This window comes from Tenericutes bacterium MZ-XQ (genome assembly GCA_002838205.1).
GTDB lineage: Bacteria > Bacillota_I > Bacilli_A > Acholeplasmatales > Acholeplasmataceae > Mariniplasma.
The window spans coordinates 1,667,459-1,681,013 of the sequence record CP017950.1 but is presented as its reverse complement, the minus strand read 5'-3'; the positions used below and the strand labels follow the sequence as shown (position 1 = coordinate 1,681,013).

At 32.3% G+C, this 13,555-nt stretch carries 16 protein-coding genes and 1 pseudogene; 14 read left to right on the top strand and 3 right to left on the bottom strand.

The window, feature by feature from the left end:
* Positions 1-137: 137 nt before the first annotated feature.
* The 11 genes from BK011_08420 (at position 138) to BK011_08370 (ending at position 8,680) form a co-directional block, all read left to right on the top strand.
* On the top strand, positions 138-581 hold the full coding sequence (locus BK011_08420) for an SUF system NifU family Fe-S cluster assembly protein (GenBank protein AUD65706.1): 444 nt from the start codon (positions 138-140) through the stop codon (positions 579-581).
* Positions 581-1,990: a Fe-S cluster assembly protein SufB gene (locus BK011_08415; protein ID AUD66176.1), complete on the top strand. Its 1,410-nt coding sequence runs from the start codon at positions 581-583 to the stop codon at positions 1,988-1,990. The genes BK011_08420 and BK011_08415 overlap by 1 nt, the downstream gene beginning before the upstream one ends.
* 82 nt (positions 1,991-2,072) lie before the next feature.
* Positions 2,073-2,867 carry a hypothetical protein gene (locus BK011_08410; GenBank protein AUD65705.1) on the top strand — a complete coding sequence of 265 codons (795 nt, stop codon included), beginning with the start codon at positions 2,073-2,075 and terminating at the stop codon, positions 2,865-2,867.
* On the top strand, positions 2,864-3,595 hold the full coding sequence (locus tag BK011_08405) for a hypothetical protein (GenBank protein ID AUD65704.1): 732 nt from the start codon (positions 2,864-2,866) through the stop codon (positions 3,593-3,595). The genes BK011_08410 and BK011_08405 overlap by 4 nt, the downstream gene beginning before the upstream one ends.
* Positions 3,596-3,606: 11 nt before the next feature.
* Positions 3,607-4,188 (top strand): hypothetical protein, encoded by a 582-nt coding sequence (locus BK011_08400; protein AUD65703.1) that lies wholly within the window; start codon positions 3,607-3,609, stop codon positions 4,186-4,188.
* Between the two features lie 83 nt (positions 4,189-4,271).
* Positions 4,272-5,381 carry a sugar ABC transporter ATP-binding protein gene (locus BK011_08395; protein ID AUD65702.1) on the top strand — a complete coding sequence of 370 codons (1,110 nt, stop codon included), beginning with the start codon at positions 4,272-4,274 and terminating at the stop codon, positions 5,379-5,381.
* A 38-nt stretch (positions 5,382-5,419) separates the two neighbouring features.
* Positions 5,420-5,830, top strand: coding sequence for a hypothetical protein (locus BK011_08390; protein ID AUD65701.1), 411 nt, complete (start codon positions 5,420-5,422; stop codon positions 5,828-5,830).
* Between the two features lie 81 nt (positions 5,831-5,911).
* Positions 5,912-7,108, top strand: a complete 1,197-nt coding sequence (locus BK011_08385) for a phosphoglycerate kinase (GenBank protein ID AUD65700.1) — start codon at positions 5,912-5,914, stop codon at positions 7,106-7,108.
* A 3-nt stretch (positions 7,109-7,111) separates the two neighbouring features.
* The gene (locus BK011_08380; protein AUD65699.1) at positions 7,112-7,654 is read left to right on the top strand and encodes a Cro/Cl family transcriptional regulator; all 543 of its coding nucleotides are present in this window, start codon (positions 7,112-7,114) and stop codon (positions 7,652-7,654) included.
* A gap of 14 nt (positions 7,655-7,668) precedes the next feature.
* Entirely contained in the window at positions 7,669-7,917 is a 249-nt protein-coding gene (locus tag BK011_08375) for a hypothetical protein (protein AUD65698.1), read from the top strand.
* 4 nt (positions 7,918-7,921) lie between these two features.
* Positions 7,922-8,680, top strand: coding sequence for a triose-phosphate isomerase (locus BK011_08370; GenBank protein ID AUD65697.1), 759 nt, complete (start codon positions 7,922-7,924; stop codon positions 8,678-8,680).
* A 101-nt stretch (positions 8,681-8,781) separates the two neighbouring features.
* Here BK011_08370 and BK011_08365 read toward each other — a convergent pair whose 3' ends face one another.
* Together BK011_08365 and BK011_08360 are read right to left on the bottom strand one after the other, a co-directional pair.
* Positions 8,782-9,381: a 30S ribosomal protein S4 gene (locus BK011_08365; protein AUD65696.1), complete on the bottom strand. Its 600-nt coding sequence runs from the start codon at positions 9,379-9,381 to the stop codon at positions 8,782-8,784.
* A gap of 182 nt (positions 9,382-9,563) precedes the next feature.
* A complete protein-coding gene (locus BK011_08360) occupies positions 9,564-10,013 on the bottom strand; it encodes a hypothetical protein (GenBank protein ID AUD65695.1) in 450 nt (149 codons plus the stop codon).
* A gap of 29 nt (positions 10,014-10,042) precedes the next feature.
* Between BK011_08360 and BK011_08355 the strand changes: the two are divergent.
* From BK011_08355 to BK011_08345, 3 genes and pseudogenes are all read left to right on the top strand, one after another.
* Positions 10,043-11,329 (top strand): annotated as a pseudogene (locus BK011_08355) (tRNA 4-thiouridine(8) synthase ThiI).
* On the top strand, positions 11,329-12,030 hold the full coding sequence (locus tag BK011_08350; protein ID AUD65694.1) for a hypothetical protein: 702 nt from the start codon (positions 11,329-11,331) through the stop codon (positions 12,028-12,030). Before BK011_08355 ends, BK011_08350 begins: the two are co-directional and overlap by 1 nt.
* Positions 12,027-12,935, top strand: coding sequence for a hypothetical protein (locus BK011_08345; protein AUD65693.1), 909 nt, complete (start codon positions 12,027-12,029; stop codon positions 12,933-12,935). The genes BK011_08350 and BK011_08345 overlap by 4 nt, the downstream gene beginning before the upstream one ends.
* Here the strand turns inward: BK011_08345 and BK011_08340 are convergent, their stop codons facing one another.
* A complete protein-coding gene (locus BK011_08340; GenBank protein ID AUD65692.1) occupies positions 12,936-13,520 on the bottom strand; it encodes a peptide deformylase in 585 nt (194 codons plus the stop codon). It abuts the gene before it with no gap.
* Positions 13,521-13,555 lie beyond the last annotated feature (35 nt).

Sequence of the window (13,555 nt, the reverse complement as noted above, 5' to 3'; positions counted from 1 at the left end):
TGTGGTAAGAGTCTCCTCCAATAGTCAAAGCTATATATAAATGACACAAATCCACAGTGCTTAATTTAATTATAACAATAGAAAGAAAGGAAGTTATACTCTAACTATTATTACAGTTTTGAGTATACAAGGTCAAGATGAACTTAGAACAACTCTATAGACAAGTCATTATGGAACATTATAAAAACCCTAAAAATAAAGGATTTATCGCAGATCCATCATACATGACTGTACATTTAAATAACCCTAGCTGTGGTGATGAAATGACAGTTCAACTCAAAGTTGAGGATCATAAAATCACTGATATTAAACATCAAGGCACAGGGTGTTCAATATGTTGTTCAAGTGCTAGTGTGATGAGTGAATCATTAAAAAACAAAGACATCGGTGAGGCTACTGATATTATTCATGAATTTTACGAGCTGATTAAAGGATATCCATATAATCCAGATATTCTTAAAGGAGATGCGATTGTATATCAAGGTGTATCTCAGTTTCCTGCAAGAATTAAATGTGCAACATTAGCATGGAAAGCAGCTGAACAAGGATTATTAAAAATAAAGGAGGATCAAGATAAATGATGGATGACAATAAAAAGAAAATAGATGCCATTGTTGGTGATTACAAGTTCGGTTTTAAAACTGAAAGTAAAGCACTTATTAACACTGGTAAAGGTCTTAATGAAGACATTATTAGAGCTATTTCTAAATATAAAAATGAACCAGAATGGATGTTGGATTTCCGTTTAAAAAGCTACCATAAGTTTTTAGAACTTCAAAACCCATCATGGGGACCAGATTTATCTTTCATCAAGTTTGATGAAATCACATATTTCTTACGTGCAAGCGAAAGAGCAGAAACTAGTTGGGATGAAGTGCCTAAAGAAATTAAAGATACTTTTGAAAAATTAGGTATTCCAGAAGCCGAAAGAAATTATTTAGCAGGTGTATCTACACAGTTCGAAAGTGAAGTTGTGTATCATAATACCATGAAAGAACTAGAAGATTTAGGTGTTATTTATGTAGATACAGATACAGCTTTAAGAGAGCACCCTGAACTTGTTAAAAAGTATTTTGGAACTGTCATACCATACAGTGATAACAAATATGCAGCATTAAACAGTGCAGTTTGGAGTGGTGGATCATTTATTTATGTACCTAAAGGTGTGAAAGTACCGAAACCATTACAATCATATTTTAGAATTAATTCAGAACAAATGGGTCAATTTGAAAGAACACTCATCATCGTTGAAGAAGGCGCATATGTCAATTATGTCGAAGGATGTACAGCTCCAACATATTCAAAAGATTCCCTTCATGCAGCGATCGTCGAAATTGTTGTACATAAAGATGCAACATGTCGCTATACAACGATTCAAAACTGGAGTAATAACGTCATTAATTTAGTAACAAAACGTTCATTTGTCTATGAAAATGGACATATGGAATGGATTGATGGAAACATTGGTTCAAGTGTTAATATGAAATATCCATCTTGTGTATTATTAGGCGAAAGAGCAAAAGGAACAACCATTTCAATTGCCTTTGCTGGTCAAGGTCAAATCCAAGATGCTGGTGCAAAAATGATTCATGTTGCACCTAACACAACATCAACCATCATCTCAAAATCAATTAGTCGTGGTGGTGGATCAGTGAACTATCGTGGTAAAGTTGATTTTGGTAAGAAAGCAAAAGGTGCTAAGGCGCATGTCGAATGCGACACAATCATTTTAGATGACTATTCATTTAGTGACACGATTCCAACAAATGTTGTAAAAAATAGCGATGTTTTCTTAGAACATGAAGCAACCGTATCGAAAATCAGTGAAGAACAATTATTCTATCTCATGAGCCGTGGTTTAACTGAAGAACAAGCTACAGAAATGATAGTTATGGGCTTTATAGAACCATTTGCAAAAGAACTACCTATGGAGTATGCAATCGAGTTAAATCAACTGATTAAACTTGAAATGGAAGGCTCAATTGGATAAAAATTTTAAAAGAGGTATTTGTTTGAAATAAATACCTTTTTTTTGTACCATTTTTAGCGTAAAATAGACATAAGGTGATTTCATGAAAAAATTATTGATTCTAGCAGTTTTCATTTTAATCGTGACTGGATTATCGTCTTGTGTTAGACAAGTAACATATGATGATCTTTTAATGCAATACCAACAGGATGTTTATGCTCGAAATGATATATACGAAGATTATATAAAAACATATAATGATTTGAATCAGCATGTGATTCCAGCGATTGTTAAAGTGAATCGAACAATTCCGTTAAGTCAGACGACTTCCACAGGTTCTGGATTTATTTTTCATGAAGATGATGAGAATTATTATGTCATCACGAATTATCATGTGATTGAGTCTAATGGTTTTTATGCAACAATTACAGTGTATGATTATTTAAGTCAGGCATATCAAGCTGAGTTAATTGTAGCTGATCCTGCTTATGATCTTGCAATATTGTCTTTTCCTAAAGAGGATGACGTGCTTCATGTTTTAGTTTTTGATGAAGATATGTTGAATTACAGCGATCCTGTTTATGTGATTGGATATCCAAATGGACAAATTCATGGAATTACCATTGGAAAACTAGTTGATATTGATCAAGTTGACCTCGAATCTGGGGGTATATCTGCCATCGATTTTGAAATTTATATTATCGACGCTCCTGTTGAAACAGGAAGTAGTGGTAGTGTTGTTATTAATGAAGCATATGAAATCGTTGGTGTTATTTTTGCTGGAAATTTTAGAGAGAATCAAGATACTTCAACGTTTGCTTTTGTCGTACCAACCGAAAAAGTTTTTGAGTTTTTTGAGCTTTATGAGTTTTTACTTGAAGACGAGGTGACATCATGAAAAAAATATTAGGTCTCATTGTGGTTATGCTCGTCATTTTATTGCAAAGTTGTGGCATGATTGTGGTTGAAGAAGATACAGAAGAGTATCTTATGCTTTCAGATCAATACAACCAGTATATAACACATGATGCAGTTGACTTTGATGATTTTAAAGCACTGATGAACAATGTCACAAATCAAACAACACTTTCTGTATTCATGCTTGTAATAGAAACCAAAAATACTTTTAATAGAGTTACGAGTAGATCTTACCAAACTGCAACTCTAGTTGAGAATGATCTTAAGTATATGTATTTATTGACTACGTATGAAAAGGTTGATGAACGTGCAACTTCTATTGATTATAGTCTTTATGATGCATATGGTAACCTTTTAGAAGGTGAGCTATATGATCATGATGAAGAGTTATGTGTGATTCGAGTTGAAAAAGCAGGTACTGCATATCCTAAAGCTCAACTTGCAAAATTTCATCCAATGAATAAAGAGTTAGTTATCATGATCTCAAACGCTGATACGGTCTTAAACTTGCAAAAACTCGGGTTTTTCTTATATCAAAATGAAGCGTCTTATGTAGAGATCAAAAGTCTTGAAAGTGCAATTGGAAGTCCTGTTTTTAACTTGAAACTAGAGTTGATAGGTATTCAAGTTTCATATGGTGTTGAACATGCTTTACTTATAGACTATCTTGTTATTTCTGAGTTTTTAGATAAAGTTTTTTCTACATAAAGGTGGTATTTATGTATAAGTTTATTGTGATTGAAAGCAAACTAAATATTGATCAATATGAGTCGATGTTGCTATCGCTTTTTTCAGAGTTTATTGATATTGATAAAGTTGACAAGTATGATCATCAACTGATCATATATTTTAATCATGATTTGGAACATTCTTTAAAAGATGTCATCATTAATCTATCTCAAGATACTCTTGTTGATTTTAGATTATATGAATCTCACAGATATATTTTAAAAGAAGATTTGGAGCGAAGTCTTGATTTTATTAAGAATAAACTCAAGACGATTAGTTTTAACTTATACACTTATTTAGATGATCATATCATCATGCTTCATTTTATTGATCATTTGAATAAGTCATTTAAAGCTTTTGTATTTGGAAAATTTATGCATGATCAAATTATGTTAGAAACAATTAAGACATTTCTTGAGCACAATCAAAATGTTGGTTTAGCAGCAAAAGCATTATATGTTCACAGAAATACATTAACGCAACGATTGGACAAATTTTATCAAACGACTGGATTTGATGTAAGAAAGTTCATGGACGGATTGATCGTTTATCATTTATTAAGATTGACATAAAAAGTGTGCAACGTGCACATTTTTTTTTATTTGATTCCTTGTTATAATTGAATTACGATTTACAAATAGAAAGGAAATGAAAGATGGCTACTTTAAAATTAAAAGATATTAACAAAGTATACCCAAATGGTGTTCAAGCTGTATTTGACTTTAATCTACAAATTAGAGATAAAGAATTTATTGTATTTGTTGGACCTTCAGGATGTGGGAAATCAACGACACTTAGAATGATCGCTGGGTTAGAAGAAATTACTTCAGGAGAATTATACATTGATGATGAGTTAGTAAATGATAAAGCACCTAAAGATAGAAATATCGCGATGGTATTCCAATCTTACGCTTTATATCCTCATATGACTGTTTATGATAACATGGCTTTTGGTCTAAAACTAAGAAAAATGCCAAAAGATGTGATTAACGAAAAAGTTCAAGAAGCTGCAGATATTCTAGGTCTTACTCCATATTTAAAACGTAAACCTAAAGCTTTATCAGGTGGACAAAGACAACGTGTTGCCTTAGGTAGAGCAATCGTTCGTAATGCTAAAGTATTCTTAATGGATGAACCATTATCAAACTTAGATGCTAAATTACGTGTGCAAATGCGCGGTGAGTTAATTAAACTTCACAATAAGATCGAAACAACAACAATTTATGTAACCCATGACCAAATTGAAGCGATGACAATGGCTTCAAGAATTGTAGTTATGAAAGATGGTTATATTATGCAAGTTGGTGCACCTAAAGATATTTATGACAATCCAGAAAATATGTTCGTTGCTGGATTCATTGGTACACCTCCAATGAACTTTATCTATGGTAAAGTCGATAAGAGTGGTTTATTTGTTGCTGGTGAACATAAAGTTCAAGTTCCAGAAGATAAGATGGAAATCATCAAATCAAATGGTATGGTTGATAAAGAAATCGTTTTAGGTATTAGACCTGAAGACATTCATGATGAAAAAGTGGTTATGGATACTTACCCAGGAGCAGTACTTAAGTTAAAAGTTGACGTTGCAGAATTATTAGGATCTGAAACAAACATTTATACTCAAGTTAATGAATCTAATATTTGTGCAGTTGTAAATGCAAGAGCAAATATCTCAATTGGTGATGATATCAAATTAGCACTTGACATGAATAAGTCACATTTCTTTAATCCAGAAACTGAATTAGTATTAAAATTAAAAGATTAATTTAAAGGCCGAAAGGCCTTTTTTTTGAGGAAAAATATATGAATTATATTATTAATAGCAAGCTTGGATGTAATATATATCAAAAAAGCAATATGGATTATTTTAAAGGTAGTAGTATAAGTTATATTAAACAATTATGTCAAAAGCACTTATTTACATTTGAAGGATATCTTAAATCATGTAGAGTTGTATTTAAGTATAAATATAAAATACCTTTATATATAAGCAACTCAATACAACTGATTCCAACAAAATCAGCGAAGCATATGGATGTGATTTGGATCAATTATGCTCAAATCAAGCACTTTATGGTAAAAAATCAGAACTTATTGCTGGTTTTTCATGATGGCATGGAAAAAATGATTGAAATGAGTGAAATTGCATGGATAAAGCAAATTAAAAGGTTAGATATGATTAAATCCTATAAAGTAAAGCATTTTCATAGCTAATCTTATAGAAAATGTATAGAAATAGTGTTATAATAATAACGGCTTATAACAAGAACAAAAACTAATTAAGGAGGAAATCATATGGCTAAAAAGACTGTGAGAGATGTCGAATTAAAAGGAAAGAAAGTTTTAGTAAGAGTTGATTTCAACGTTCCACTTAAAGACGGTGAAATTAGTGATGAAAACCGTATTGTCCAAGCACTACCAACGATTAAGTATATTTTAGAAAAAGGTGGTAGAGCAATATTATTTTCACATCTTGGCAGAATTAAAGAAGCTAAAGATTTAGAAAAGAATAGCTTAAGAGTAGTAGCAAAAAGATTAAGTGAATTATTAAACCAAGAAGTTAAGTTTATTCCAGAAACAAGAGGTCAAGCATTAGAGGATGCTGTATCTGCATTAAAAGATGGGGAAATCCTAATGTTTGAAAATACCCGTTTTGAAGATTTAGATGGCAAAAAAGAAAGCAAAAACAATCCAGAACTAGGTAAATACTGGGCTTCACTTGGTGATGTGTTTGTAAATGACGCATTTGGTACAGCACATCGTGAACATGCATCAAATGTTGGTATTTCAAACAACATCAAAGAGACTGTTGCTGGTTTCTTATTAGAAAAAGAAATTAATTTTATTGGGGGAGCATTAGAAAATCCTGAAAGACCATTTGTTGCAATTTTAGGTGGAGCAAAAGTTTCTGATAAGATTGAAGTTATTAAAAATTTATTGAAGGTTGCAGACCGCGTTTTAATTGGTGGCGGTATGGCATATACATTCTTTAAAGCAATGGGTTATGAAATTGGCACTTCTTTATTAGAAGCAGACAAAGTAGACCTAGCTAAAGAATTACTAGAGATTTCTCAAGGTAAAATTTTATTAGGTGAAGATATCATAACAGGTAAATCATTCGATCCAGAAACAGAAAAAAATGTAAGAACTATTGATCAAATCCCAGCTGATGAAATGGGTATGGATATTGGACCTAGAACTGCTGAAAAATTTGATTCAATCATAAAAGAAGCTAAAACTGTTGTTTGGAATGGACCACTTGGAGTGTTTGAGTTTCCTAGATTTGCAGATGGTACGCGTCATGTTGCACAATCATTAGTTGAAATCAAAGATCAAGCAACAACAATTATTGGTGGTGGCGATTCAGCTGCTGCGGTCATCCAATTTGGATTAGAAGATGGATTCACACACATTTCAACAGGTGGCGGCGCGTCTTTAGAATATTTAGAAGGAAAATTACTGCCTGGTATTGAATGTGTTGATAACAAATAACATATGGTAAATATTGGGAAAAAAATAAGAGCACTTCGGTTAGGAAATAACTTAACCCAAGAAGAACTAGCAAACCGTTTAGAACTTACTAAAGGATATATATCTCAACTAGAAAACAATTTAACATCTCCATCGATGCAAACCTTATTTTCGATCTTAGAGGTGTTAGGAACTGATGTTCATGAATTCTTTAGTCATGAAGAAGAACAAACGGTGGTCTTCAAAAAAGAAGATTTCAATGAAAAAGAAAATGACTTACTAAAACACAAAGTAAGTTGGGTTGTACCAAACGCATTAAAATATGAAATGGAGCCTATCATCATCGATATAGAACCAGGTGGACAGTCTGAAATTGATAATCCACATGCAGGTGAAGAATTTGGTTATGTCCTTGAGGGGCAAATTACACTTGTCTTAAATAAAAGAAGATACGTGATTAGAAAAGGCGAAACATTTTATTATTTAGCAAATAAAGAACATTATTTGATGAATCCTAGTAACCAGAAAGCAAAGGTACTATGGGTTTCAACACCACCAATGTTTTAAAAGGAGAGATATAAATTATGGAAAAAGAAATTAGTATTAAAAGTACAACAGGACTACACGCTAGTCTAGCTGCAAAAGTTGTGCAAACAGCATCAAAGTATGCTGTAGAAATTGAATTACATTATCAAGACAAAGTTGTCGACTTAAAGTCAATCCTCGCTCTAATGAGTTTAGCTGTTCCTTACGGCGAAAACGTCAAAATTATCGCAAGAGGTTCTAGAGCTGAAGAAGCGATTAAAGATGTTTCTTCAATATTAGGATAATTCTATGAAAAGAATTCCTATGATTGCAGGGAACTGGAAGATGTTTAAGACAAAAGATGATGCATTAGCATTCATCTATGCTGTAAATGTCAAGGTTCCTGAAAAAGAAAAAGTTGAATCAGTGATTTGTGCACCAGCAATCTTCTTAAGAGATTTAGTGAAACGCGAGGGAGAAGATTTAAGAATAGGTGCCCAAAATATGCACGAACTTGACGAAGGTGCATATACTGGTGAGATTAGTGCAGGTATGTTGAAATCTTATGGTGTTGAGTATGTTGTGATTGGACATAGTGAACGCCGTGAGTATTATAATGAAACTGACGAATCAGTTAATAAAAAATTGATTCAAGCAGTTCGTCATGAAATCACACCTATCGTTTGTGTCGGTGAATCTTTAGAAATTAGAGAAAATGGCACAACAAATACGTTTGTTAAAGATCAAGTTGTTAAAGCTTATCAAAATGTTACTGAAAAAGAAGTTTTAAAAACAGTTATTGCTTATGAACCTATTTGGGCAATTGGTACTGGAAAAACAGCGACACCTGAACAAGCAAATGAAACCATTAAAGCGATTAGAGATGTATTAGTTGAACTTTATGGAACGACTATTGCAGAACAGATCAGAATTCTATATGGTGGCTCAGTGAAACCAAATAACGTTGATGAATTACTAGCACAATCAGATATTGATGGTGCATTAGTTGGTGGTGCTTCACTTGATCCAGAATCATTTTTGACACTTGTAAATGCAGCATTAAAATAAACTTATAAACATATAAAATCCACAGATGTGGATTTTTTTGTTATATCAATAACAACAAAAAAAGCAACCCAATTTGAGTTGCTTTCTGTTTGATAAGTTTATTATCTGTTGTAGAATTCGACGATTAATTGTTCGTTAACTTCTTGAAGAATTTCATTTCTTTCAGGATAACGCGCGAATACACCAACATTTGTTTCTTGGTCGTAAGTAACAAAATCAACTGATCTAAATTGTGCTTCTAAAGCTTCTTTTACGATTTTTAAATCTTTTGAAGCTTCTCTTAATTTGATTTGTTGACCTGGAACTAAACGATAAGATGGAATATCTACTTTTTTACCATCAACTAAGATGTGTCCATGATTTACTAATTGACGAGCTTGTGCTCTAGTTCTAGCTAATCCTAAACGGTAGACAACGTTATCTAAACGTGCTTCCAATAAACGTAAGAAATTTTCACCATGAATACCTCTGATCTTAGCAGCATCATCGAAGATTCTTCTAAATTGTTTTTCAGATACGCCATAAGTGAATCTAACTTTTTGTTTTTCTTGAAGTTGTAGACCGTATCCGCTTAATTTAGAACGACGTTGACCATGTTGACCAGGTGCATAAGGACGTTTTTTTAATTCTTTTCCTGTTTCAGAAATTGAATAACCTAAACGACGTGAAGTTTTCCATGTTGATCCAGTGAAACGTGACATAATTTTTACCTCCTATATTTTTTTGGTGGTAAAAATTGCAATTTCTTTAATCACAAGGTATCCCGATGTTCTGTTCACCATAAAGCAGAATGGCTACTAAGGGCTCCTAAAGGTAGGGATCTCACTTATGATAAAAAGTTGCCTGCTTTTTACCGACGCTATTTATTTTACCTTACTAAAGGTTAAAAGTCAATCAATTTTGTTAGTAAATCAACAAATGCTTCAAAGAAGTTTTTTAATTCGTCATCAAATCTTGATTTTACGGGACTATCGACATCTAAAACACCAAAAAGTTTGTTGTTAATGATGATAGGAACAACAATTTCAGATCTAGAATTCGAGTCGCATGCAATATGATTTTTGTGGGCTAAGACATCATCAACAACCATGGTTACTCTTTTTTCTGCTGCCTCACCACAAACGCCTTGACCAAGTGGTATGGTTGAGCATGCAATATGACCTTGAAAGGGTCCTACGGTTAAGACTTTTCCATCATATAAGTAAAAACCTGCCCAGTTGAGTGTATCAATAGTGTCATTGATAAATGCAGATGCATTTGATAGAAGTGCAATTTGATTTGGTTGTGTTTCTAATAAAGCTTTTGCTTGTTCAATATATTCTTTTATTTTCATAACTAATCACCTAACATATTATAACATATATGTTAAAATAATATATGGTGATAACATTGAAAAGAAAAATATTAATTAGATTTGGGGATTTAATGCTAAAAGGAAAAAACATTAATTTCTTCATAAAAAGAGTAAGAGCCCACGTTCAAAATAAATTAAAAGATTTAGAAGTATCATTTAAGTTTGAACACGATCGCATATATGTAGATTATTTATTAGAAGATGAAAAAGAAGTGGTAAAAAGATTAAAACAAGTACCAGGTATTTTTTCGTTTAGTATTGTTTATTTAGCATCACACGATATTGATGATATTGTAAGAGTTTCAATTGATTTACTCAACCAAGAAATCGATAAGCCATATAAGACATTTAAAGTTGAGACAAAAAGAACTGATAAATCATTTCCACTAACATCATTAGAAATTAGTAGAAAAATTGCTCCTATGATTTTATCACAAGTCGATAAAAAACTTATCGTTGATGTTAGACATCCTGAAGAGGTTTTGAATGTAGAACTTAGAAAAGATCAAACCTATATATATGTCTCTAGTATTAAGGGAATGGGTGGTTTTCCATATGGTACTGGTGGAAAAGGGCTCATGATGATGAGTGGAGGCATAGATTCTCCAGTAGCAAGCTATCTTGCGATGAAACAAGGCATTGAACTTGAACTCATTCATTTTGAATCAACACCACTGACACCGCTTGAGTCAACACAAAAAGTGATTGATTTAGCCAAAATGCTTACCAATTTCACGCAAGATGGACAAATTAAACTTCATATTATTCCATTTGGCGATATACATCAAGAGATTTTAAAAAATGTTTTTGATCCCTATATCATCACAGTTATGAGAAGAATGATGTACCGTATCGCTGAAAAATATGCAAGAAAAAATAAAATACTCGCACTCTTAAATGGCGAGTCAGTTGGGCAAGTCGCATCACAAACATTAAACAGTATGGGCGTTGTTGAAGCGGTGACGAAAATGCCTATTTTAAGACCATTAATCACGTATGATAAACAAGAAATCGTTGACATATCTAAAACAATTGAGACTTATGATATTTCGATCAAACCATTTAACGATTGTTGTAGCATATACGTCCCAAGAAACCCGGTTACTAAACCTATGGAAGTCTACGCGAAAAAATATGAAAACACATTTGATTATGAGTCTTTAATTGAAGAAGCTATCTCAGGTGTTATGACACTAGATATCAATCAACATACGGAAATAGATTTAACCTTACACGGATTTAGCGTTAAAGAAGCATATCAAAATTATATGAAAACAAAGGGTGATTCAAATTGATGATTGTTTCCAAACAAAATAAACAATTTAAGATATGGAAAAAATTAAAAGTAAAAAAATATCGTGATTTTCATGACATGTTTTTAGTGTATGGAAAGCACTTAATTGAAAAAGCAAAAGAGACGAATCAGTTGATTGAATTATTAACATCAAATCCAGATGTTGAAGGCACATTGATATCTAAAGAACTGATGGATGAATTACAGCAAACAGAAACTTATATCGATCAAATTGGTGTCTGTAAAAAAAAGAACACAAAAATCGAGTCTAAGAAGATTTTAGTTTTAGATGATGTTCAAGATCCTGATAATGTTGGTGCCTTAATCAGAAGTGCATCAGCATTTGGATTTAGACATATAATTTTGAGTCAAAAATCTGCTGATTTATATAATGAAAAAGTTATTCGTGCATCTAAAGGTGCTATCTTTGATTGCTATATTGAACGCGCAAATTTAATTTTTGAATTACCAAAATTAAAGCAACAAGGGTATCAAATTGTTGGTGCTGATGCGCATGAACAAGGAACACCAAAATACGATCAAAAAGTTGTTTTAGTCATGGGTAATGAAGGTCATGGATTAAATCAGGAAGTTAAAGATTTATGTGATCAATATGTTACTATTAAAACTGATCATGTAGAAAGTTTAAATGTGAGTGTTGCAGGAGGCATCCTGATGTATGAGTGGAGGGATAATAAATGAAAAGTACAATCACAGGTTTTTTCGATCATAAAGGAAAACTTTCACTAGAAGGGCAAATAGATGTTGCTGTTAAGCATGATTTAGATGCAATTTGTCTACGGTATTATGATCATAAACCATTACTTGAAATTTCAGATAAAGGCATTAAAGATATTTTGCAACAAACAAAAGATAAAAAAATAAAGATTGCAGCAATTGATACACTCATTGAAGCATATGACCTCAACAATGACGCAAAGGCTGCTAATGCTTTTGATGAGTTTAAATTTGTGGTTAAGCTTGCAGATAAGCTAAAAGTTAATCACCTGTTTATTAGATTACCTAAATTTAACGATGTCATTGAAGAATTTGAAAATATAAAGTTAAGATTAGAGCCTTGGATTACTCACGCTTCCAAGCATGGTAAAAAACTCATTCTTGTACCAGATAATGACTATAAAGCTAATACATATGCTTATGTAATAAAAAAGATGAAGACAAATATTTTGTCGGTTGCATTTGATCCGGTGTATTTCATGATGATTCACGAATCTACAACGACATCATATCGCATCTTAAAAAAGAAGATATCAGCGTTTATTTGTCACGATGCTGATTTTAAACTAAAACCAAAACTTATCGGATATGGAAAAGCAGATATTATTAATCTGTTTAAAAAGTTGATTAGGGATCGTTTTTCAGGATTACTTATGATGGATAATGAGTTCTATCATGAAATCTTCGAGCCTGAAGCTAAAAAAGAGGGATTTTTTAAAAAGATTTTTTCAAACAAGAAAAAGCAAGAAAAACAACAGATTGATGATTTGTCACGACGTATTTTCCCCAACGAAGAAACAAAAAATGTCACCTATGATGACATTTTGAGTAATCAGATTAAAGTTGTAAATATTGTGTTTAAAAAATAATTATTCAACTGTATCTACTGAATGATCAAGAAATTCGAATGCAGGTTTTGCATTTGGTAGATTATCAAATAGCTTTGTTGTATACATGATGCCATTAATATGATCAAATTCATGTTGGAAAACAATGCCTACATAGCCTTCTAGTTCTAGTTTTACTGGAATGAGTTGATCAGACTTTATATCATAATGGAGTGCTTCAAAAGTCACTGATTTATATCTAGGGGTGATACCTTCAGTTTCACGATCCACACTAAGACATCCTTCACCACCAGGTAAGTATATAATTTCTTGACTTTTACTTGTAAGCACCGGATTGACTAGAGCGTAAGAATAAAGAGTTCCATCAAAGTCTTGAACATGACAAGCAAACATACGTTTTGATACATTGACTTGTGGTGCAGCTATACCAACTGCTGGTCTAAGACCGTATTTTTCAACCATTTCTTCATTTTGAGAATTCTTTACATATTGTAATAAATCTTTTAATAGTTTTTTGTCAGCATTCGACAAAGGAACCTTGACTTCTTTAGCAACCATTTCTAGTGTCTTATGGCCTTCACGAATGATGTTTTTCATTAATATCATATTATACACCTCATATATATTATAACATAACTGGG